Source organism: Micromonospora cynarisoli (assembly GCF_030518815.1).
GTDB lineage: Bacteria > Actinomycetota > Actinomycetes > Mycobacteriales > Micromonosporaceae > Micromonospora > Micromonospora wenchangensis.
Genome location: NZ_CP130426.1, coordinates 5,479,835 through 5,501,978, shown reverse-complemented (window position 1 = coordinate 5,501,978; position 22,144 = coordinate 5,479,835). Strand labels below are relative to the sequence as shown.

At 74.6% G+C, this 22,144-nt stretch carries 20 protein-coding genes; 4 read left to right on the top strand and 16 right to left on the bottom strand.

Features of this window, described 5'->3' with window-relative positions; all coding sequences use genetic code 11:
* Positions 1-29: 29 nt before the first annotated feature.
* The 7 genes from Q2K16_RS24225 to Q2K16_RS24195 form a co-directional block, all read right to left on the bottom strand.
* Positions 30-713: a response regulator gene (locus tag Q2K16_RS24225; protein ID WP_302740404.1), complete on the bottom strand. Its 684-nt coding sequence runs from the start codon at positions 711-713 to the stop codon at positions 30-32.
* On the bottom strand, positions 710-3,250 hold the full coding sequence (locus Q2K16_RS24220) for a DUF4118 domain-containing protein (protein ID WP_302740403.1): 2,541 nt from the start codon (positions 3,248-3,250) through the stop codon (positions 710-712). Before Q2K16_RS24220 ends, Q2K16_RS24225 begins: the two co-directional genes overlap by 4 nt.
* Before the next feature lie 84 nt (positions 3,251-3,334).
* On the bottom strand, positions 3,335-4,216 hold the full coding sequence (locus Q2K16_RS24215; protein WP_302740402.1) for a potassium-transporting ATPase subunit C: 882 nt from the start codon (positions 4,214-4,216) through the stop codon (positions 3,335-3,337).
* Positions 4,216-6,387: a potassium-transporting ATPase subunit KdpB gene (gene kdpB, locus Q2K16_RS24210; RefSeq protein WP_302740400.1), complete on the bottom strand. Its 2,172-nt coding sequence runs from the start codon at positions 6,385-6,387 to the stop codon at positions 4,216-4,218. The genes Q2K16_RS24215 and kdpB overlap by 1 nt, the downstream gene beginning before the upstream one ends.
* A gap of 20 nt (positions 6,388-6,407) precedes the next feature.
* A complete protein-coding gene (gene kdpA / locus Q2K16_RS24205) occupies positions 6,408-8,063 on the bottom strand; it encodes a potassium-transporting ATPase subunit KdpA (protein WP_302740399.1) in 1,656 nt (551 codons plus the stop codon).
* Positions 8,063-8,152 carry a K(+)-transporting ATPase subunit F gene (gene kdpF / locus Q2K16_RS24200; protein ID WP_067312053.1) on the bottom strand — a complete coding sequence of 30 codons (90 nt, stop codon included), beginning with the start codon at positions 8,150-8,152 and terminating at the stop codon, positions 8,063-8,065. The genes kdpA and kdpF overlap by 1 nt, the downstream gene beginning before the upstream one ends.
* Before the next feature lie 287 nt (positions 8,153-8,439).
* Positions 8,440-9,975 (bottom strand): glycosyltransferase family A protein, encoded by a 1,536-nt coding sequence (locus tag Q2K16_RS24195; RefSeq protein WP_302740394.1) that lies wholly within the window; start codon positions 9,973-9,975, stop codon positions 8,440-8,442.
* 330 nt (positions 9,976-10,305) lie between these two features.
* Here Q2K16_RS24195 and Q2K16_RS24190 point away from each other — a divergent pair, with 330 nt between their 5' ends.
* Positions 10,306-10,734: an ATP-binding protein gene (locus tag Q2K16_RS24190; protein WP_302740392.1), complete on the top strand. Its 429-nt coding sequence runs from the start codon at positions 10,306-10,308 to the stop codon at positions 10,732-10,734.
* 20 nt (positions 10,735-10,754) lie between these two features.
* On the opposite strand, the gene Q2K16_RS24185 is transcribed toward Q2K16_RS24190, so the two are convergent.
* Positions 10,755-11,645 carry a DUF3152 domain-containing protein gene (locus Q2K16_RS24185; RefSeq protein WP_302740391.1) on the bottom strand — a complete coding sequence of 297 codons (891 nt, stop codon included), beginning with the start codon at positions 11,643-11,645 and terminating at the stop codon, positions 10,755-10,757.
* Between the two features lie 168 nt (positions 11,646-11,813).
* Here Q2K16_RS24185 and Q2K16_RS24180 point away from each other — a divergent pair, with 168 nt between their 5' ends.
* Positions 11,814-13,082, top strand: a complete 1,269-nt coding sequence (locus Q2K16_RS24180) for a DUF2786 domain-containing protein (protein ID WP_302740389.1) — start codon at positions 11,814-11,816, stop codon at positions 13,080-13,082.
* Positions 13,083-13,118: 36 nt separating this feature from the next.
* Here the strand turns inward: Q2K16_RS24180 and Q2K16_RS24175 are convergent, their stop codons facing one another.
* From Q2K16_RS24175 to Q2K16_RS24155, 5 genes are all read right to left on the bottom strand, one after another.
* Positions 13,119-13,631 carry a hypothetical protein gene (locus Q2K16_RS24175; protein ID WP_302740387.1) on the bottom strand — a complete coding sequence of 171 codons (513 nt, stop codon included), beginning with the start codon at positions 13,629-13,631 and terminating at the stop codon, positions 13,119-13,121.
* Positions 13,632-13,786: 155 nt separating this feature from the next.
* Positions 13,787-13,960: a CsbD family protein gene (locus tag Q2K16_RS24170; RefSeq protein WP_091244888.1), complete on the bottom strand. Its 174-nt coding sequence runs from the start codon at positions 13,958-13,960 to the stop codon at positions 13,787-13,789.
* A 144-nt stretch (positions 13,961-14,104) separates the two neighbouring features.
* Complete coding sequence (locus Q2K16_RS24165) at positions 14,105-16,381, bottom strand: heavy metal translocating P-type ATPase (RefSeq protein WP_302740383.1); 2,277 nt, start codon at positions 16,379-16,381, stop codon at positions 14,105-14,107.
* 14 nt (positions 16,382-16,395) lie between these two features.
* The gene (locus Q2K16_RS24160) at positions 16,396-16,617 is read right to left on the bottom strand and encodes a hypothetical protein (protein WP_302740381.1); all 222 of its coding nucleotides are present in this window, start codon (positions 16,615-16,617) and stop codon (positions 16,396-16,398) included.
* Positions 16,618-16,628: 11 nt separating this feature from the next.
* A complete protein-coding gene (locus Q2K16_RS24155) occupies positions 16,629-16,835 on the bottom strand; it encodes a heavy-metal-associated domain-containing protein (RefSeq protein WP_088643691.1) in 207 nt (68 codons plus the stop codon).
* Positions 16,836-16,929: 94 nt separating this feature from the next.
* Here Q2K16_RS24155 and Q2K16_RS24150 point away from each other — a divergent pair, with 94 nt between their 5' ends.
* Positions 16,930-17,229 (top strand): metal-sensitive transcriptional regulator, encoded by a 300-nt coding sequence (locus tag Q2K16_RS24150; protein WP_088643776.1) that lies wholly within the window; start codon positions 16,930-16,932, stop codon positions 17,227-17,229.
* 52 nt (positions 17,230-17,281) lie between these two features.
* On the opposite strand, the gene Q2K16_RS24145 is transcribed toward Q2K16_RS24150, so the two are convergent.
* The 3 genes from Q2K16_RS24145 to Q2K16_RS24135 all read right to left on the bottom strand — a co-directional run bounded on the left by Q2K16_RS24145 (position 17,282) and on the right by Q2K16_RS24135 (position 20,534).
* Complete coding sequence (locus tag Q2K16_RS24145) at positions 17,282-17,911, bottom strand: DUF305 domain-containing protein (protein WP_302740378.1); 630 nt, start codon at positions 17,909-17,911, stop codon at positions 17,282-17,284.
* A 62-nt stretch (positions 17,912-17,973) separates the two neighbouring features.
* Positions 17,974-18,447: a hypothetical protein gene (locus Q2K16_RS24140; protein WP_302740377.1), complete on the bottom strand. Its 474-nt coding sequence runs from the start codon at positions 18,445-18,447 to the stop codon at positions 17,974-17,976.
* A gap of 44 nt (positions 18,448-18,491) precedes the next feature.
* Positions 18,492-20,534 (bottom strand): heavy metal translocating P-type ATPase, encoded by a 2,043-nt coding sequence (locus Q2K16_RS24135; RefSeq protein WP_302740375.1) that lies wholly within the window; start codon positions 20,532-20,534, stop codon positions 18,492-18,494.
* Between the two features lie 162 nt (positions 20,535-20,696).
* On the opposite strand from Q2K16_RS24135, the gene Q2K16_RS24130 reads away from it, so the two are divergent.
* Complete coding sequence (locus Q2K16_RS24130; RefSeq protein ID WP_302740374.1) at positions 20,697-22,040, top strand: YibE/F family protein; 1,344 nt, start codon at positions 20,697-20,699, stop codon at positions 22,038-22,040.
* Positions 22,041-22,144 lie beyond the last annotated feature (104 nt).

Below are 22,144 nucleotides of genomic sequence, written 5' to 3'. Positions count from 1 at the left end.
CCGGCCACGCCCGGCACCGGACCAGGCGGTCAGGGGCGGTAGCGGTAGCCCATGCCCGGCTCGGTGATCAGGTGCCGGGGCCGGGCCGGATCGTCCTCCAGCTTGCGCCGCAACTGCGCCAGGTACTGCCGCAGGTAGTTGGTCTCCTGCTGGTACTCCGGCCCCCACACCTCGTGCAGGAGCTGGCGTTGGCTGATCAGCTTCCCGGGGTGGCGCAGCAGCCGTTCCAACACCGCCCACTGGGTGGGGGTGAGCCGGATCTCGGCACCGTCGTCCCGGGTGACGGTGCGGGTGGCGAGGTCGACGGTGTGCCGGCCCACCCGGGCGGTCGCCGTCGCGTCGACGGGTGAGCTGGCGAGGCGGCGGGTGACGGCGCGGATACGGGCGAGGAGTTCGTCCACCCCGAACGGCTTGGTGACGTAGTCGTCGGCACCGGCGTCGAGGGCGGCCACCTTGTCCGCGCTGCCGGCCCGGCCGGACAGCACGATGATCGGGATCGTGGTCCAGCCACGCAGGCCCCGGATGACCTCCACCCCGTCGAGGTCGGGCAGGCCCAGGTCGAGCACCACCAGATCCGGCGGGTGGCCGGCGGCGGCCTTCAACGCGGCCGTGCCGGTCCCGGCGACCTCGACGTCGTACCCCCGGGCGCGCAGGTTGATCCGCAGCGCGCGGAGGATCTGCGGTTCGTCGTCGACGACCAGGATGCGGGTCACCGGTCCGGCCTCTCGTCGGCGGCGGGTAGCCGCAGCACCATGGTCAGCCCCCCGCCGGGGGTGGTCTCCGGGGTGATGCTGCCACCCATCGCCTCGGCCAGCCCCCGCGACAGGGCCAACCCGAGCCCCACCCCGGTCTGGTTGTCCCGGTCGCCGAGCCGCTGGAACGGCAGGAAGACGTGCTCCCAGCGGTCCTCGGGGATGCCCGGTCCGGTGTCGATGACCCGCAGCTCCACCTGCCCGGCGTGGGCGCTGGCGGTGACCGTGGGGGGCCGGCCGGCCGGGCTGTGCCGCAGCGCGTTGGCGACGACGTTGACCAGCACCCGTTCCAGCAGGCCCGGGTCGGCGTCGACAGCCGGCAGGTCGGCGGGGATGTCGGTGCGCACCTCGGCGGCGGCCGGCCCCAACTCGTCCAGGGCCAGCGGTACGGCGTCCTCCAGCCCGACCGCGGTGCGGGTGACGCCAAGCGCGCCGGCCTGCAACCGGCTCATGTCGAGCAGGTTCGCCACCAGCCGGCCGAGCCGGTCCAGTGACTCGTCGGCGGTGGCGAGCAGTTCCGCCCGGTCCTCCGGGTCGAACTCGACGTCGGGGCTGCGCAGGCTGCTCACCGCCGCCTTCGCCGACGCCAGCGGCGTACGCAGGTCGTGGCTGACGGCGGCGAGCAGCGCGGTGCGCAACCGGTCGGCCTCGGCGAGCGGCCGGGCGGTGGCGGCCTCCTCGGCGAGCCGTTCCTGACGCAGCGCCACGGCGGCCTGCGCGGCGAACGCCTCGACGATGCGCCGGTCGGCGGCCTCCAGCCGACGGCCGCTGAGCACCACGGTCAGCCGCTCGTCGACCGGCACCGTGGTCTCCCCCGCGCCGGGGCTGCCCGCCGGGTCCACCCCGACGCTGGCGACCCGACGCCACGAGCCCTCCTCGTGGGCCCGGCCGGGCCGGCCCTGCGCGTCGGGGGCGAGTTCCAGCACGCTGACCGCACGCAGCGCGAACGTCTCCCGCAGCCGGTCCAGCAGCGCCGGCAACGGTCGCTCGCCGCGCAGCACGCTGCCGGCGACGGTGGCCAGGGTCTGCGCGTCGGCGGCGGCGCGGGCCGCCTCCCGGGTACGCCGGGCCGCCACGTCCACCACCCCGCTCACCGCGACCGCCACCGCGACGAAGACGCCCAGCGCGAGCAGGTTGTCCGCCTCCGCGATGGTCAGCGTGCGGTACGGCGGGGTGAAGAACCAGTTCAGCAGCAGCGATCCGCCGAGCGCGGCGACCAGCGCCGGCCACAGGCCACCGACCAGCGCCACCCCGACCACCCCGGCCAGGAAGATCAGGATGTCGTTGGTCAGGGTGAGGTCCGGCAGCACCGACAGCAGCAGGGTGAGCAGCGGCAGGCCCAGCCCGGCGAGCGCGAACCCGAGCAGCCGACGCCGCCGGGACAGCGCCGCCGGCACCGCCGCACCGCGCCGGCCCCGCCCCGCCTGCGGGTGGGTCACCAAATGCACGTCGATCGCCCCGGAGCGGGCCGTGGTGGTGACGCCGACGCCCCGGGCGAACAGGTGGGCGAACCGGCCGCGCCGGCTCGCGCCGAGCACCAGTTGGGTGGCGTTGACCCCCCTGGCGAAGTCGAGCAGGGCGGCCGGGACGTCCCCGCCGAGCACCTGGTGGTAGCTGCCCCCGAGGCTCTCCACCAGGACCCGCTGCCGGGCGAGCTGGGCCGGGTCCGCCCCGGCCAGCCCGTCGTTGCGGGCCACGTGCACGGCGAGCAGGTCGGCGCCCTTGCTCCGGTCGGCGATCCGGGCGGCCCGACGGATCAGCGTCTCCCCCTCCGGGCCGCCGGTGAGGGCGACGACGACCCGTTCCCGGGCCTCCCAGGTGGCGGAGATGCCCTGCTGGGCCCGGTACCGGTCGAGCTGGTCGTCGACCTTGTCGGCCAGCCAGAGCAGGGCCAGCTCGCGCAGGGCGGTGAGGTTGCCGACCCGGAAGTAGTTGCCGAGCGCGGCGTCGATCCGGTCGGGCCGGTAGATGTTGCCGTGCGCCATCCGCCGACGCAGCGCCTCCGGGGTCATGTCGACCAGTTCGACCTGCTCGGCGGCGCGGACCACGGCGTCCGGGACGGTCTCCCGCTGGGTGGTGCCGGTGATCCGGGCGACCACGTCGTTGAGCGACTCCAGGTGCTGCACGTTGACCGTCGACAGCACCGAGATGCCCGCGTCGAGCAGCTCCTGGACGTCCTGCCAGCGTTTCTCGTGCCGGGAGCCGGGCACGTTGGTGTGGGCCAGTTCGTCGACCACGACGAGATCCGGACGGCGGGCCAGCACGGCGTCGAGGTCCAACTCGGTGAAGTCGGTGCCCCGGTAGCGCAGCGGGCGGCGGGACAGCACCGTCAGGTCGCCGATCATCGCGGCGGTCTGCGGCCGGCCGTGCGTCTCCACCAGGCCGACCACCACGTCGGTGCCCCGCTCGGCCCGCCGCCGGGCCTCCTCCAGCATCGCGTACGTCTTGCCGACGCCGGGGGCGGCGCCCAGGTAGATGCGCAGTTCACCTCGTGGCACGCGTCCATCCTCCCGCTGTGCGTACCGCCCCGGGGGCGCGACCGCCGGGCCGGCACCCCCGGGCGGGGGTGCCGGCGTCGGGGGTCAGCGGGCGGGCAGGTTCCGGTCCAGGGCCAGGTTGAGTTCCAGCACGTTCACCGCAGGGGCGCCCATGAAGCCGAGCGTCCGCCCGGTGGTGTGCTCCCGGACCAGCCGCCGCACCACCGCCGGGTCCGCGCCCCGCTCCCGCGCCACCCGGGCCACCTGGATCTCGGCGTACGCGGGGCTGATGTGCGGGTCGAGGCCGCTGCCGCTGGCGGTGACCGCGTCGGCGGGGACGGCGGGGCGCTCCGGAGCGTCCCCCCGGACGGGGGTGACCAGCCCACCGGCGGCCCGGTAGTCCTCCCCGGGCTGCGCCAGCTCCACCGGCACCCCCTGCCAGGAGGCGACGAACGGGGTGGCCGGGGCGGTCTGGTTGACGCTGACCACCCGGGTGATCCGGCCGGTCAGCCCGTCGGCGCGGAACACCGCCAGCACCGCGCCCACCCCGTCGGGCGTGCAGTACGGCCGCCGCCCGTCGACGCCGTCGAGCAGGCCGACCGCCAGGCTGCGCGCGCAGACCTGGCTGAGCAGGCTCCGGGTCGACTGCTGCGGGTCGGCGGCGAGGGTGTCCACCACGCTCTCCGGGCCGAGGTTCGAGGCGGCGGAGGCGGTCGGGTCGTAGCCGTCGCCGGCCGCCGACGGGCGGGACTGGAAGTAACGCGGGACGGGATCGCCGTCGGCGTCGGTGAAGGACTGCCCGATCAGGGCGCTGCCGACGGCCCGGCCGTCCACGGTCAGCAGCGAACCGTCGGCCTTCGCGTCGAGGCCGGGGAGCCGGCCGGCGGCGACCAGGGCGAGCGGGTAGGCGACGCCGAGCAGCACGGTGAACACGAGCAGGGCGCGCAGGGCGGCGAGGTGTTGGGCGAGCCAGGTGGGTAGGCGCATCACGAGATCCCTGGGACGTACTGGACGAGCAGGTCGATGAGCTTGATGCCGACGAACGGCGCGACGAGGCCGCCGACGCCGTAGACCAGCAGGTTGCGGCCGAGCAGCGTCGACGCGGCGGCCGGCCGGTACCGCACGCCGCGCAGGGCCAGCGGGATGAGCGCGACGATGACCAGGGCGTTGAAGATCACCGCGGCGAGGATCGCCGACTCGGGGCTGCCCAGCCGCATCACGTTGAGCCGGTCCAGGCCCGGGTAGAGGCCGGCGAACATGGCCGGGATGATCGCGAAGTACTTCGCCACGTCGTTGGCGATGCTGAACGTGGTCAACGCGCCCCGGGTGATCAGCAACTGCTTGCCGATCTCGACGATCTCGATCAGTTTCGTCGGGTCGGAGTCCAGGTCGACCATGTTGCCGGCCTCCTTCGCCGCCGACGTGCCGGTGTTCATCGCGACGCCGACGTCGGCCTGGGCCAGGGCGGGGGCGTCGTTGGTGCCGTCCCCGGTCATCGCGACCAGCCGGCCGCCCTCCTGCTCCCGGCGGATCAGGGCGAGCTTGTCCTCCGGGGTCGCCTCGGCGAGGAAGTCGTCCACCCCGGCCTCGTCCGCGATCGCCCGCGCGGTACGCGGGTTGTCGCCGGTGATCATCACCGTCCGGATGCCCATCCGGCGCAGCTCGGCGAACCGCTCCCGCATCCCGGTCTTCACCACGTCCTTGAGGTGGATGACGCCGAGCGTGCGGGCCGGCTCCCCGGCGACGTGTTCGGCCACCACCAGCGGGGTGCCGCCGTGTCCGCCGATGCCGTCGACGATCCGGTCGACCCCGGTGCCCGGCTCGCCGCCGTGCTCCCGTACCCAGGCCAGCACCGCCGTCGCCGCGCCCTTGCGGACCTTGCGGGCCGGCGCGTCAGGGGGCGTCAGGTCGACGCCGCTCATCCGGGTCTGCGCGGTGAACGGCACGAAGTCGGCGTACGGCAGCGGGTCCGGCCCCGGCGCACCCGGGTCGGACCCCCGCGCGGCCAGCGACACCACCGACCGCCCCTCGGGCGTCTCGTCGGCGAGGCTGGACAGCCGCGCGGCGGCGGCCACCTCGTCGGCGGTGACCCCCTCGACCGGCAGGAACGCGGTAGCCTGCCGGTTGCCCAGGGTGATCGTGCCGGTCTTGTCGAGCAGCAGGGTGCCGACGTCCCCCGCCGCCTCCACCGCCCGGCCGCTCATCGCGAGCACGTTGCGCTGCACGAGGCGGTCCATGCCGGCGATGCCGATCGCCGACAGCAGCGCCCCGATGGTGGTGGGGATCAGGCAGACCAGCAGGGACACCAGCACCACCCCGGTCACCCCGGTGCCGGTGATCGCCCCGGTGTCGGGGGCGGCGGCCTGCCAGCCCTTGGCGGAGATCGCCAACGGTTGGAGGGTGACCACGGCCAGCAGGAAGATCAGGGTGAGCGCGGCGAGCAGGATGTTCAACGCGATCTCGTTCGGGGTCTTCTGCCGGTCGGCCCCCTCGACCAGGGCGATCATCCGGTCGATGAAGCTCTCCCCGGGCCGCTGGGTGATCCGCACGACGATCCGGTCGGAGAGCACCCGGGTGCCGCCGGTGACGGCGCTGCGGTCGCCGCCGGACTCCCGGATCACCGGGGCGGACTCGCCGGTGATCGCGGACTCGTCGACGCTGGCGATGCCCTCGACGACGTCGCCGTCGCCGGGGATGATCCCGCCGGCGTCGACCAGGACGACGTCCCCCTGCCGCAGCTGCGGCGCCGGCACCACCTCGTCGGTGTACGCGTCGGCGGGCGCGCCCGGGGTCCAGCCGACCAGCCGGGTGGCGACGGTGTCCTGCCGGGCTCGGCGCAGCGTGGCGGCCTGTGCCTTGCCCCGGCCCTCGGCGACCGCCTCGGCGAGATTGGCGAAGATCACGGTGAGCCAGAGCCAGCCGGTGATCGCCCAGCCGAACACCGACGGGTCGGCGACCGCCAGGACGGTGGTGAAGACCGCGCCGATCGCCACGATCAGCAGCACCGGGCTGCGCCACAGGGTGCGCGGGTCGAGTTTGCGCAGCGCCCCGGGCAGGGACCTGACCAGTTGCCGGGGGTCGAGCAGGCCGCCGCCGGCCCGGGGAGGGGTGGTGTCGACGGCCGGCCGGTCGTCGGTGATCACGGACGCGACGGTCATGTCCTCGTTCCTCATGCGGGTCACAGCCCTTCGGCCAGCGGGCCGAGCGCGAGCGCGGGCAGGAAGGTGAGCGCCACCAGGATCACCGTGACGCCGACGACCATCCCGACGAAGAGCGGTCGGTGCGTCGGCAGGGTGCCCTCGGAGGCGGGGACGGGCGCCTGGCGGGCGAGCGAGCCGGCCAGGGCGAGCACGAAGATGATCGGCAGGAACCGGCCGAGCAACATGCACAACCCGAGCGCGGTGTTCCACCACGCGGTGTTCACGGTGATCCCGGCGAACGCCGAGCCGTTGTTGTTGCTCGCCGAGGTGAACGCGTAGAGCACCTCGGTCAGGCCGTGCGGGCCGGTGTTCAGCGCGGTCGCGTCGTTGCCGGTGGCGAAGGCGGTGGCGGTGCCGACCAGCACCAGGGCCGGGGTGACCAGGAAGTACAGCGAGGCGAACGTGATCTCCCGGGTGCCGATCTTCTTACCCAGGTACTCCGGGGTCCGGCCGACCATCAGTCCGGCGACGAACACCGTGATCACCGCGAGGACCAGCAGCCCGTACAGGCCGGCGCCGACGCCACCGGGGGCGACCTCGCCGAGCATCATGTTGCCCAACGTCATCATCCCGCCCAGCGCGGTGTACGAGTCGTGGAACGAGTTCACCGCACCGGTCGAGGTCAGCGTGGTGACGGCCCCGAACGTCGCCGAGTCCGACACGTCGAAGCGGACCTCCTTGCCCTCCAGCGCCGCGCCGACCGCCTGCGGCACGGTGCCGTGCCCGGCCAGCTCGAACCCGGTGGTGAGGGCGACGCTGCCCAGTGCCAGGACGGCCATCACCGCGACGACGGCGTAGCCCTGCCGCTGCTGGCCGACCATCCGGCCGAGGACCCGGGGCAGGCTGAACGGGATCAGCAGGATCAGGAGCAGCTCGACCCAGTTCGTCCAGGCGGTGGGGTTCTCGAACGGGTGGGCGCTGTTGGCGTTGTAGAAGCCGCCGCCGTTGGTGCCCAACTCCTTGATCACCTCCTGGCCGGCCACCGGCCCGCCGGGGAGGCTCTGGCCGCCGCCGGTCAGGGTGGTCACGTCGGTGCCGGCGGAGAGGTTCTGCACCACGCCGCCGAGCATCAGCACCAGCGCCCCGAGCACCGCGACCGGCAGCAGCACCCGCAGCACGATCCGCACCAGGTCGACCCAGAAGTTGCCCACCTCGCCGGTGCGGCTGCGGGCGAAGCCCCGGATCAGGGCCACCGCCACGGCGACGCCCACCGCGGCGGAGACGAAGTTCTGCACCGCCAGCCCGGCCATCTGCACCAGGTGCCCCATGGTCGACTCGCCCGAATACCACTGCCAGTTCGTGTTGGTCACGAAGGACACCGCGGTGTTCCAGGCCCCGTGCGGGACCACCGGGTCGAAGCCCAGCGACAGCCACAGGTGGTTCTGCCACCGCTGGAGGGCGTAGAGGAACAGGACCGAGACGGCGGAGAAGGCCAGCACGCTGCGGGCGTAGACGCCCCACGACTGTCCGACGGCCGGGTTCACCCCGACCAGCCGGAACACCCCGCGCTCCACCCGGGACTGGCGGGTGCCGGCGACCGACCGGTACAGGTGGTCGCCGACCGGGCGGTACGCGACGGCGAGCGCCACCACCAGGGACGACACGAAAACGACGCCGGCTGTCCCCGTGGTCATCAGAAACGCTCCGGGAACAGCAGCGCGACGACCATGAACACACCCAGACCGATCGCCAGCACCAGGCCGACGGCGTTGACGGCGTTCACCGCTTCTCCACGCCCCTCACCACGAGGGTGAGCGCCGCGAACAGCACCACCGTCACCAGCACGAACACCACGTCAGACACGCGGACTCCCCCAACCGGACGGGTACGCGTGACCGCCTACCGGCCACGCCGGGCAATCACAACGCGCCGTCGTCCGACCGGACAGGGGCCATAACGCGACCGTGACGGGGGGCCACGGTTTCTTGACGGGTTCTTCACGCCGGCCGCCCGACCGGTGACGGGGGTCACGGTGGTGCCGGTCCACGCCCCGCTACGGGGCGGGCGGGGTCAGCGGCGGATGGCCCGCCGGATCGACTCGGGCACCCGGCGGGCCACCGCCCGCCGCAGCCGGAAACGCAGGCTGCCCAGGTACGGCACGGAGACCGGCCGGGCCCCGTCGGTCGCGCAGCGGAACGCCACCGGGAGTACGGCGTCCTCGGTCCAGCCGCAGCAGGTGACCCGGGCCTTGAGGTCCCAGGTGCCCCTGCTCCGGCCGCCGTTGAGCGCCCCGACGTCGAGGCGGGCGGTGCCCCGCTGGACCAGCCGCAGGCTGCCGTCGGCGGCCGGGACCAGCTCGACCGTGCCGGTGACCGGCACGAAGAACTCCTCCCTGGTGTCCCGCCGCCGGGCGATGACGTCGAGCTTGGACTGCTTGATCCGGGTGGTGGCGTCCCGCAGGTCGGCCGGGACGTCGTCCACCGGCACCACCAGCAGCCGCTGCTCGCCGTCGGCGGTGAGGGTGAGCGGCTGCTCGCCGAAGAACAGCTCGGCGGTGAGCGTGACGGTCAGGGTGGTGGCGTCCCGCTCGACGCGCCGCACGGTGGGCACGGCCCGGACGGCCGCCTCCCACTCGGCGAGCCGGCGCAGGTCCGGGGTGCGTCCCTGCTCGACGAGCCGGGTGATGATCCGTTGCAGCGGCGGCAGGCCGGCGGCGACGCCCGGGGCGAACCGGTCCCGGATCGTCCGCTGCGCCTCGCCCACCAGCTGGTCCACCCAGTCGGCGGGCGCGTCGAGCAGCCGCCGGCCGCGCAACCGGGAGACCATCTCGTTGCGCAGCCACCGCCGGTGCAGCCGGTCGCGCAGCGGGCCGGGCGCGGTGTGCGCGTCGACGATGTCGAGCGCCTCGCGCAGGTTGACGAAGTAGCCGGCGGGCTCCAGCGCGGTGGCCGTGACGTTGCCGGCGTCGGCCCGCCGCTGGTGGTGGTAGCAGACGTAGTCGGCCAGCACGCAGGTGCGCCGGGACAGGAAGAAGGCTCGGGTGACGAAGACGTGGTCCTCCAGCCGGCGCTTGCCCTCGGGGAACCGCAGGTCGTGCTCGACGAGGAAGGACCGCCGGAACAGCTTGTGCGCGGTGAGACTGTCGATCAGCGGCGAGTTCTCCAGCGTGGCGTCGAACCGGTTGCGCCGGAACAGCTCACGCGGCACCGAACGGCGGTGCCCGGCCATCTTGCCGACCACCAGGTCCGCGTCGTGCTCGGTGGCGCAGGCGTGGAGGCGTTCCAGCGCCTCCTCGCCGAACCAGTCGTCGTCGTCGGCGAAGAAGACGTACTCGCCCCGGGCGTGCTCGACGCCGAGGTTGCGGGGCCGCGACGGCCAGCCGGAGTTGTCGATGTGCAGCACCCGGAAGTGCGGGTGGGCGGCGGCCAGCTCGTCGAGGCGGGGACCGGTCGAGTCGGTCGAGCCGTCGTCGACGAACATGACCTCGAACTCACCGGCGGGCAGCGACTGGCCCAGCAACGAGGTGACGAGCTTCTCGATGTGCGGCCCGGAGTTGTACGCCGGGACCACGACGGTCACCTTGGGGGTCTTCGTACTGGCGGTCATGGCTCTTCCTGAGGCGGTCCGCGAGCCGGCGCGGGGATGCGCCCAACCGAGCGGACGGGCACCCGTTAGCGGGGCGTTCCGTCGCCGACATGGCCCGTTCAGTTTGCGGACTTTACGCGACCGCAGGGGCTGACGCAGGCCCCGAATCGGATGATTTCCGCGACCCTCGGCGGGACGCCGGAACCCCCACCCGCCCCCGCCTGGCACACCACCCTGGACAGTGGCCCGAAGCACACCCCCCGCGCCCGGTCCGGGGCGGGGTGGCGGAGCGACGAATCCCCGACAGCCGGGGCTGGCATAGCAGACCGCTACGCAGGGTAAACCGGGATCATGGCACAGCTTCTCACCTCGCCGCCCCCGCCGCAGGCCGCCGAGTTGCGCCGGTGGGAACTGGCCGATCCCGCCGACCTGCGCACCCTGCGCGCCTCCCTGCACGAGGCCGTCACCGGTGAGCAGCTCCTCGACGGTCAACGGATGGACGAGGTTCCCGAGTTGATCGCCCTGGTTGCCACCGAACTCGCCACCAATGCCCTCAAACATGGCATTCCGCCGACGATTGTCCGGTTGCTGACCGTCGACGACTCGCTCATCCTCGACGTGGCCGACCACGATCTCAGCACCATTCCCGAGCTGTCCGACACCCGCCCGATGGGGGCCGGGGGGCGGGGACTCCAGATCGCCATGGCCGTCTCGCTGACGGTCGGCTGGTACGCCACCGACCGCACCAAGAACATCTGGGCGTCCTTCCCCCGCCGGTGAGCGGACGGGGGGCGGCCGGGTCAGTCGTCGGTGGGGATCGGGTCGTCGTACTCGCCGGCCGGGCCGGTGAGCAGGCTGCCGCCCACCATCGGCCAGGCGTTCGGCCGGCAGCCATGCAGGCCGAGGGTCTGCTGCTGCATCACCGGGGCCGGCCCGCCCGCCGCCGGACACCGTTCGTGCCCCCGGCCCAGCCGGTGCCCCACCTCGTGGTTGAGCACGTACGCCCGGTAGGTGCCGAGATCACCCCGGAAGTCGGGCACGCCCCGCGCCCAGCGCGCCACGTTGACCACCACCCGGTCGCCGTTGCGGCAGGAGGTGTACCTGTCGGAGGTGTCCCCGCACAGCTCACCCCGGGTGACCGGGGTGGTCAGCAGCACGGTGAAGTCGGCGGGGGTGTCGCCGCCGACCCGTTGCAGCCGCCACCGGCCGTCGGCGGTCCAGCCCCGGCGGTCGGCGAGCACCACCGCCACCTCCCGCCCGAACCGCTCCGGGTCGACGTCGTCGATGCCGCCCTCCACCGCCACCCGGTAGCGCAACAACTGCCCGCCGCGCCCGGCCACCGCACCCTGGGCGGTCGCCGTCCGCCAGGTGCCGGTGCCCCGCTGCGGATAGCGCAGCGCCACCGGGGTGGGCTTGGCGGCGGGGGGCACGGCGGAGGAGAGCGGGGCGGGCGCCTGCTCCCCGGGCGGCACCGGCGGTGCCGCCGCGTTGGCCGGCCGCAGCGGTTCCCGCCGTACGTCGCCGACGAGGGCACCCAGGTCGACGCCCTGCCGCTCGGCCACCACCGCACCGCCGGCGGCCAGCCCGGCCACCACCAGCACCGCCGTCAGGACACCGGCCGGGGTCACGCCCCGCCGTCGCCCCCGGTGCCGGCCACGGTCGACGGACTCGCTCACCGTCAGGGTGCTCACCGTTCGCCTCCTGCGTCCACCCGGGTCCACTCCGGGCAGGAGTACGGGCGCGGACGACGAACGGATGAGTGCCGGGGGCGGGCAATCCGGGCCCGGGTACCGTTGCCGGGCAGACACTCCCGACGATCCGGACACCCCCGGCCGTCGTCCCCCGAGGAAGGACCAAAGGTGCCGGACGCCGACGCCCTCATCACCGCCGCGGTCGCGGCGGTGCGCGGCACCGACGTACGCGACGCGGAGCGGAAGCTGGACCGGCTGGTGGTCGGCAGCGCCCCGGCGCGGGCCGGCGACGACGGCGGCCGGGGCGACACCGACGGGCCGGCGGCGGTGGACGCCGCGCTGCTGCGCCGGCTGGTCGCCGCCGTGCACCGGCTCTGGCCCCGGGGCTGGCAGCCGGCCGACGTGGCGCGGATCGTGGCCCGCCGGCTCGGCGCGCGCCCCGGCCGGCTGGTCGTCGGCGCCCTCGCCGCCGACCGGGCGGCGCAGCCCGGCCCGGTGCCGCAGTGGTGGGACGACCAGTTGGCCGACCTCGACGCCCGCCTCCACTGGGACGACGACGCCCACTGGCTGGGCGGGTGGGCGGCCCGTGAGGGCACGGACCGGATCGCCGCCCTGCGTGACGCGGTCGAGGTGCTGGCGCTGCTGGCCGGCCTGCCGCCGGTCGCGGTACTGCGCCCACCGCCCGGCGGCGTCGGTGCCGCGACGGTGACCGGGCCGCCGGGGCCGTCCGGCTCGCGGGTCCTCGACCGGGTACGGGCGCTGCTGGCCAAGGCGGAGTCCACCACGTTCCCCGCCGAGGCGGAGGCGTTCACCGGGAAGGCGCAGGAACTGATCGCCCGGCACAGCCTGGAACGGGCGCTGGTCGAGTCGGCCGCCGCCCACCCGGACCACCCCGGTGGGGTCCGGATCAGCACCGACGCCCCCTACGCGGGGGCGAAGGCGCTGCTGGTGCAGGAGGTGGCGGCGGCGAACCGGTGCGAGTCGGTCTGGTCCGACGATCTCGGTTTCGCCACCGTGCTCGGCTTCCCGGCCGATCTGGAGGCCGTCGAACTGCTGCACACCTCACTGCTGGTGCAGGCCACCGCCGCGATGCTGCGCGGCCGGCAGGAACGGCGCGGCGGCGGCCGGCGCACCAGGGCGTACGACGAGGCTTTCCTGCACGCCTTCGCCAGGCGGATCGGTGAGCGGCTGCGGGCCGCGACCGACGCGGCGGACCGGCAGGCGGCGCGGGACACCGGGGCGGACCGGCTGCTGCCGGTGCTCGCGGCCCGCTCCGGCGCGGTACGGGAGCGGATGGACACCCTCTTCCCCGGGGTCACCCGGGCCCGGCTGACCGTGCGGGACGCCGAGGGCTGGCAGTCCGGCACCTCGGCCGCCGACCGGGCCTCGCTCGCCGGCAGCGCGCCACCGTCCCGCCCGCTGCCCGGTCGACGCTGAGCCGTCGCCGGGGCGTCCCACCGACCCGGGTACGGCTCAGACGTGGCAGTCGCGGGTGAGCCGGGGCGGGATGTCGACGAAGTCGGTGCCCATCCAGCTCGCCGGGCTCTTGGCCGCCGCCCCGGCGTCGATCTTCGTGGCGGTCTCCTCGACCAGCTTCCTGATCCGGTCGTCCCGGGCCTTGCGGGCCTGCGCGCGGACGTCGTCGGCGAGCCGGAGCAGCCGCCCCTTGAGCTTGCCGTTGAGCTGCTCGGGGGTGAGTTCCTCGCGGGTGGCCTCGACCGAGTCGGCGGCGATCTGCCGGCTGCCGTCGATGATCAACTGATCGACGGCCCGGCAGACCTGGGCGGTGTTCGCGGCGGTGCCGGCGGTCGGGGTGGCGGTGGCGGCGGTCGTCACCGGGTCGGGCGTGGCCTCCCCGGTGGGGTTGCCGGCGGCACTGGTCGGCGGGCCGGGCGCGGGGTCCGTGTCGGTCCCACCGTCCGAGCAGCCGGCGGCGAGGACGGCGAGGACGGCGAGAGTGAGCGCGGTGGTGGAGCTGCGGTGCATCGACTTCCCCGTTTCGATGTGTCGGGCGGTACCGCGCAGAGGTGTCGGGCGGCACCACGGACACAATGCCGCACAGCCCGCTCGGCCGAGCTTTCACCCCCGACGCGCCACACGCCGGGCCGACGAGGTCGGTCCGGCGTGTGGGGTGGCGCGGTTCAGCTCTTGAAAGCGTCCTTGACCTTCTCGGCGGCCTGCTTGAGGCTGGACTTGGCCTGGTCGTTGCGGCCCTCGGCCTCCAGGCGCTCGTTGTCGGTCACCCGACCCACACCCTCCTTGACCTTGCCGGCGGTGTTCTCGGTCGTGTTTTCGATCTTGTCGTCGAACCCCATGAGAGCCTCCCGAATAAGCACTTCTTCCAACGCCCCCCAGATACCCCCGCCCCCCACCCCCAAAACACCACCACCGCCGCTCCAGCCCGTCGATCAAGAGGTTCGCGTCACCGGCAGGCGCGCCGGGTGACGCGAACCTCTTGATCAACTCGGTTGTCCGGGGTGGAGGGTGGCGGCGGGGAAGCGGCGCAGCCGGAGGCTGTTGGCGACCACGAAGACCGACGAGAAGGCCATCGCCGCCCCCGCGATCATCGGGTTGAGCAGCCCGGCGGCAGCCAGCGGGAGGGCGGCCACGTTGTAGGCGAACGCCCAGAACAGGTTCCCCCTGATCACCGCGAGGGTGCGCCGGGAGAGCCGGATCGCGTCCACCGCGGCCGTCAGGTCACCCCGGACCAGGGTCAGGTCGGACGCCTCGATCGCCACGTCGGTGCCGGTGCCCATGGCCAGCCCCAGGTCGGCCTGGGCCAGGGCGGCGGCGTCGTTGATCCCGTCGCCGACCATGGCGACCGTGTGACCCTGCGCCTGGAGCCGGCGTACCGCGTCGACCTTGTCGGTCGGCAGCACCTCGGCGGTCACCCGGTCGATGCCGACCTCGGCGGCCACCGCCTGCGCGACCGTCGCGTTGTCCCCGGTGAGCAGCACCGGGGTCAGGCCCAGGGCGCGCAGCCCGGCGACCGCCTCCCGGCTGCCGGGTCGGACCACGTCGGCGACCGCGAGGACCCCCCGGGCCCGCCCGGACCAGCCCGCCACCACCGCCGTACGCCCGGCGGCCTCCGCCTCGGCCACCGCCCGGACCACCTCCCCGGGTACGTCCAGACCCCGCTCGCGCAGCAGCCTCGGCCGCCCGACGACGAGGTCGTGGCCGTCGACGGTGCCGGTGACGCCCAGCCCCTCGGTGGCGGCGAACCCGGTGACCGGCGGCAGTTCCCCGGCCTCGGCGGCACCGGCCGCCACGGCGCGGGCGATCGGGTGCTCCGAGCCGGCCTCCACCGCCCCGGCGAGCCGGAGCAGCTCGGCCCGGTCCTGCCCCTCGGCGGGACGGACGTCGACCAGGGTCATCCGGCCGGTGGTGACCGTGCCGGTCTTGTCCAGCACCACCGTGTCGACCTGCCGGGTGGACTCCAGCACCTCCGGCCCCTTGATCAGGATGCCGAGCTGCGCGCCGCGCCCGGTGCCGACCAGCAGCGCGGTCGGGGTGGCCAGGCCGAGCGCACACGGGCAGGCGATGATCAGCACGGCCACCGCGGCGGTGAAGGCGGCGGTCGGGCCGCCCCCGGCGCCCAGCCACCAGCCCAGGGTGCCGACGGCCAGCGCGATGACGATCGGCACGAAGACCCCGGAGATCCGGTCGGCGAGCCGCTGCACGGCGGCCTTGCCGGTCTGCGCCGCCTCCACCAGCCGGGCCATCTGGGCGAGCTGGGTGTCCGCGCCGACCCGGGTGGCGGTGACGACCAGCCGGCCGCCCGCGTTGACGGTGGCACCGGCCACCTGGTCGCCGGGCCCGACCTCGACCGGCACCGACTCGCCGGTGAGCATGCTGGCGTCGACCGCCGAGGTGCCCTCGTCGACCCGCCCGTCGGTGGCGATCTTCTCGCCGGGCCGGACCACGAACCGGTCGCCCACGACGAGTTGGTCGACCGGAACCCGGGTCTCCGTGCCGCCTCGCAGCACGGCGACGTCCCGCGCGCCGAGTTCGAGCAGGGCGCGCAGGGCCGCCCCGGCGGTCCGCTTGGACCGGGCCTCGAAGTAGCGGCCGGCCAGCAGGAACACGGTCACCCCGGCGGCGGTCTCCAGGTAGATGTTGCCGGTGCCGTCGGTGCGGACGATGTCCAGCCGGAACGGGTGGGTCATCCCGGGCATCCCGGCGTCGCCGAGGAAGAGCGCCCAGAGCGACCAGCCGAACGCGGCCAGGGTGCCGAGGGACACCAGGGTGTCCATGGTCGCCGCGCCGTGCCGCAGGTTGGTCCAGGCGGCCCAGTGGAACGGCAGCCCGCCGTACGCGACCACCGGAGCGGCCAGGGTCAGCGACAGCCACTGCCAGTGGGTGAACTGCCAGGCCGGCACCATCGCCAGCACGATCACCGGCAGGGTGAGCACGACCGACACCCGCAGCCGGGTCCGCAGGGCGTCCAGCTCGTCGACGGGCGCACCGGCCGGTACCGTCCCGGCGGGGGCGGGAGGCGGGGGCACGACGGCGGTGTAGCCGGTCTTCTCGACGGTGGCGATCAGGTCGTCCGGGGTGACCCCGTCGGCGTACCGGACGGTGGCCTTCTCGGTGGCGTAGTTGACGCTCGCCTCGACGCCGTCGAGCCGGTTGAGCTTCTTCTCGATCCGGGCGGCGCAGGAGGCGCAGGTCATCCCGCCGATGGCCAGCTCGATCAGGTGGGGGGCGGCGGGCGGGTTCTGGGTGGTCGGGGTCATCGCGGCACCTCCGGTCAACCGTGGGTGTGACCGGCCCCGCCGGTGACCGTCGGCGTCGGGTCGGTGGTGGGCTCGGGGACGACGGTGCTGGGAACGGGTTCCGGGGTGTGCGTGGGGTCGTGGCGGGTCTCGGCGGGCGGGGCGACGGGGCCGGTCAGCTGGCCGACCCCGTACGCCGCGCCGAACACCACCGCGAGGGCGAGGGCGAAGCCGCCCAGCCTGGTCGGTGTGTTCATACCCCGGACCGTCACGCCTCGACGAGGTCGTAACCGGCCTCGTCGACGGCGGCCCGCACGGACGCGGTGTCCAGCGGGCCGTCGCTGGTGACGGCGACCCGGCCGGAGGCCAGGTCGACCTGGACGTCGGTGACGCCGTCGAGGGCACCCACCTCGGCGCTCACCGCGCTGACGCAGTGCCCGCAGGTCATGCCCGTCACCTGGTAGTTCGTGATCATGCGGCTCTCCCCTCCACTCGTCCAACATACCCCCCAGGGGTACATCGCCCTGCGACCGTAGCATACCCCCCAGGGGTACGCTATCGTGGTCGGCATGACCACACCGAGCACCCCGGTCCGGGGCTACACCGCCAGCAAGGACCAGCTGCTCGCGCGGCTGCGCCGCGTGGAGGGGCAGGTCCGGGGCATCGAGAGGATGGTCGACGACGACAGGTACTGCATCGACGTGCTCACCCAGATCTCCGCCGTGCAGGCCGCCCTGGACAAGGTCGCCCTCGGGCTGCTCGACGGCCACGCCCGGCACTGCATGCACGAGGGGGCCGCCGAGGGCCGGGCCGACGAGATGGCCGCCGAGATGATGGCCGCCGTCGGCCGCCTGATGAAACGCGGCTGACCGCCCCGGCGGCGCGGGCGGACCGGTCGGGACCCGTCCGCCCGCGCCCGGGTCAGCGCCGGGCGAGGATCTTCCGCATGGCGTCGATCTCGCCCTGCTGGGAGGCGACGATCTGCTGCGCCATGGCCCGGGCCCCGGCGTGCCGGCCGTCCGCCAGCTCCTGCCGGGCCATGGTGATCGCCCCCTCGTGGTGGGCGATCATCAGGGTGAGGAAGAGACGGTCGAAGTCCCGACCGGTCGCCCCCTCCAGCCGGGCCAGGTCGACGTCGGACATCATCCCCGGCATGCCGTGGTCCATCCCGGGCAGGTGACCGCCGGCCGGGCTGCCGGACGGGACGGGTCGACCCCAGGCGGTGAGCCACCCGGTCATGGTGGCGATCTCCGGGGCCTGGGCGGCGCGGATCTGCCCGGCCAACCGGGTCACCTCCGGATCGGCGGCCCGGCTCCCGGCCAGCTCCGACATCCGTACCGCCTGCTGGTGGTGCGGGATCATCATCTGGGCGAACATCACGTCGGCCGGGTCGACCCCGGCCGACCCGGAGGTGGCCGGGGCGGCGCCCGCGACCGGGCGGCCGTGGCCGCCGTCGGTGGAACGGTCGCCGCCGCAGGCGGACAGGGCGACGACGGTGCTGAGGGCGACGCCGGCCAGGACGGCACGGCGGGCGCAACGACAAGTGGACACGGGCAGACCTTTCGGTACGACGGATACGGACGCTGGACGCGGCGGAGCCACGTCGGGGCGTCCTATCTGCGCAGCACCGACACCGTGGCGAGGCGGAGCCCGAGCGGGCGGGGTGGCGGGGCGCGCGGCTCCCGAGGCCGCGACGGCGGACGGGACACCCCGGCCGGCCTGGTACGCACCGCGAAGAGCAGCACCAGCACCGTCACGGTGAGCGCGCCGAGCACCGCCAGGCAGACGCTCCACACCGTCGACGGGCTGTCGGGCGACCCGCCGGGCAGCGCCGCCGCGCACCCGTCCCCGCATCCCCCGACGGCCGGCACCGGCTCACGGAGCAACGACCGGTCGGCCGGGGCGTCGTGCCCGGCGGCGGACCGGTGCGCGCCGTCCGTCGCGGTGCCGTGGCCGGCGGGGTGACCACCGCCCAGGTGCACGTCGTGGCCGAGGGTGTGCATCGCGGAGAGCCCCAGCAGCGTGCCGACGAGCAGGAGCAGCCGCAGCCACCGCCCGGTCGTCGTCGCCGTACCCGCCCGCCGCACGGCTCCACGCTAGCCGTCCCGGCCGTGCGACGGGCCGGTACGGGTCACCGGGCGTCGAGGCGTACCCGGCGCAGCAGTTGGGCGTTGAGCGCCACCACGATCGTGGACGCGGACATCAGGATCGCGCCGACCGCCGGGCCGAGCGTGACCCCCGCCCCGGCCAGCACCCCGGCGGCCAGCGGCAACGCCACCACGTTGTAGCCGGCCGCCCAGGCCAGGTTCTGGAGCATCGTCCGGTACGCCGCCCGGGACAGCCGCAGCACGCCGGCCACCCCGCGCGGGTCGGACGAGGCGAGCACCACCCCGGCCGACTCGACCGCCACGTCGGTGCCCGCGCCGATGGCGATCCCGACGTCGGCTCTGGCCAGGGCCGGGGCGTCGTTCACCCCGTCACCGACCACCGCCACCCGCAGGCCGCGCCGCTGCAACCCGGCCACCTGCCGGTCCTTGTCGGCCGGGAGCACCTCGGCGAACACCTCGTCGACCCCGGGTCGGAAGCCCAGGTCGGCGGCGACCGCCTCGGCCACCGGTCGGGCGTCCCCGGTGATCATCGCAATGGTCCGGACGCCCTCCGCCCGCAGCGCGTCGACCGCCGCCCGTGCCTCCGGTCGCACCTGGTCGGCGAGGGCGAGCAGGCCGACGACGGTGTCGGGCAGGCGTACCAGGTACAGCACCACCGCCGCCCGGCCGGTCCACTCCCGCTCCGTCGCCGCCAGTTCGGGGGGCAACTCCCGGCCCAGGTCGCGCAGCAGCGCCGGGCCGCCCACGGCGTAGCCCGTGCCGTCGATCACGGCGCGGACGCCCCGGCCGGGCAGCGCGCGGAACCCGGTGGCCGCACGCGGTCCGCCCCGGTCGGCGGCGGCGGTCACGATCGCACGGGCCAGCGGATGTTCGCTGTCGGCCTCCACGCCGGCCGCGAGCCGCAGCACGTCGTCCCCGTCGGTGCCGTCGGCGGCGGCCACCCCGACCAGCACGTGCTCGCCCCGGGTGAGGGTGCCGGTCTTGTCGAAGAGCACGGCGTCGACGGTCCGCATCCGCTCCAGGGCCAGCCTGTCGCGTACCAGCACCCCGGAGCGGGCCGCGAGGGCGGTGGAGAGCGCGACCACCAGCGGGATCGCCAACCCCAGGGCGTGCGGGCAGGCGATCACCAGCACGGTGACGGCCCGCACCACCGCCTGGTCCGGCTCGCCGAGCGCGGTCCAGACCAGCGCGGTCACCACGGCGGTGCCGGTGGCGACGTAGAACAGCCAGCCGGCGAAGCGGTCGGCGAGCGCCTGCGCCCGCCCGCCGGACCGCTGCGCCTGGGCGACCAGGCGGCGGATGCCGGCCAGCGTGGTGGCCTCGCCGACCGCCTCGATCCGCACCCGGACGGGCTGGTCGGTGGCGACGGTGCCGGCCACCACCCGGTCGCCGGTCGACCGGGGCACCGGCCGGGACTCGCCGGTGACCATCGACTCGTCCAGCTCGGCGACGCCGGCCACGACGCGTCCGTCGGCGGGCACCCGGCCGCCGGGGCGGACCAGCACCACGTCGCCCTCGCGCAGCCCGGTCACCGGCACCCGTTCGACGACGTCGTCCGCGCCGACGCGTTCGGCGTCGTCGGGGAGCAGCGCGGCCAGCGCGTCGAGCGCTCCCCGGGCCTGGCCGATCGCCTTCGTCTCCTGCCAGTGGCCGAGCAGCATGATGGTCACCAGCGCCGCCAACTCCCACCAGAAGTTTAGGTCGAAGGCACCGAGGAAGGTCAGGACCGAGGCGGCGTACGCGACGCTGATCGCCATCGCGACCAGCAGCATCATGCCCGGCGTACGGGCGCGGGCCTCCCGGACGGCCCCGGTCAGGAACGGCCGGCCGCCCCACCAGAAGACCACCGAGCCGAGCACCGGCCCGACCAGGGCCCGGCCGGGGAACTCCAGCGGGTGGCCGACCCAGCCCAGCACCATCCGGTCGGTCGCCACCACCGGCAGGGTCAACGCCAGGCAGACCAGGAACCGACGCCGGAATGTCGCCGGATCGTGGTCGGCGTGACCGGGTGGCCCCGGATGGCCGGGGTGTGGGCTGGCCGCAGCGGCCGACCGGTGCTGGTCCATGACCCCCACCCTCCCCCCTGGGCCTACCGTGGGCAGGGCGAACCGGGCGCAAGGGCCGGGGTGGTGGCTACCATCGTCCGACGATGATCCGCCGCCCGTGGGATGAACCGGTTGGCCGGCTGACACGTATTCCGTCCCGGATCGTTGGGAGAACTCGCACACATGGGCGCCGACCACACCCGTCCCGCTCCGTCCACCCCGCCTCGGGTGCGGCGGCTCCTCGTCGTGACGGTGGTGCCGCTCATCGTGGTCACGGTGATCGCCACGCTGCTGCTCTGGCCCGGCGCGACCCCGAAGATCGACCAGGGTGACCAGGTGCCCCGCCACCACGGCACGGTGACCCGGGTGGTGACCGAGCCGTGCCCGCCCGCCCCGCAGACCCCCGACGGCCCCTCCGGGGTGGCCGAGGGGCCGTGCGGGACGGTGACGGTCGCCGTCGAGCAGGGGCCGGACGCGGGCCGTGAGGTGCAGACGCCCGTCCCGTCCGGGCCGGGGGCGCCGACGGTGGCGGTCGGCGACGAGGTGGTGCTGGTCGCGTTGGCCGATCCGAGCGATCCGTCGGCGAGCAGCTACCACATCGCCGAGCACCAGCGGGGCCTGCCGCTGCTCTGGCTGGTCGCCCTGTTCGCGGCGGCGATCGTGGCTTTCGGCCGGCTGCGCGGGCTGGCCGCCCTGGCCGGCCTCGGGGCCAGCTTCGCCATCCTGTTGACCTTCGTGGTGCCGGGCATCTCCGCCGGGGGCGCGCCGCTGCCGATCGCGGTCACCGGCGCCGCGTTGATCATGTTCGTGGTGCTGTACCTGACCCACGGGATCACCGCGCAGACCTCGGTGGCGGTGCTGGGCACGTTGGGCAGCCTGGTGCTGACCGGCGTGCTGGGCACGCTGGCCACCGCCGCCACCCACCTGACCGGGTACGGCAGCGAGGAGGCCACCACGCTGTCGATGTACCAACGCGACGTGGACCTGCACGGTCTGCTGCTGGCCGGGATCATCATCGGTTCGCTCGGTGTCCTGGACGACGTCACGGTCACCCAGTCGGCCACCGTCACCGAGCTGGCGCACGCCAACCCGGGGCTGTCCCGGTTGCAGCTCTACCGGGCGGCGACCCGGGTCGGCCGGGCGCACATCGCGTCCACGGTCAACACGATCGTGCTGGCGTACGCGGGCGCGTCGCTACCGTTGCTGCTCCTGCTCACCGCCGACAGCCGCCCGGTGAGCCAGATCCTCACCAGCGAGTTCCTGGCCCAGGAGATCGTCCGTAGCGCGGTGGCGACCCTCGGCCTGGTGGCGGCGGTGCCGCTGACCACCGGGTTGGCCGCGCTGGTCGTGACCGCCGGGCGGGGACCGGCCGACGCCGGTACGGCCGGACCGACCCCCACCCCACGTCCCGCCCCCGACCGTGCCGAGGCGCTGGAGGCGTTGAGCGCGCCCCGGCACGGCGAACCGTCCACCCCGGCCCCCGCACGGTGGCCGGACCCGGAAAGGAGCACGGACGCCGCATGGTGACACTGCGCTACGTGACCGGAGGCGAGGTCACGGCTGTCGGTCGCGTCACTGATTACCCCTCGCTATCGGGAAAATACTCATTTGGTCGGGTTGCGGGCGTAGAT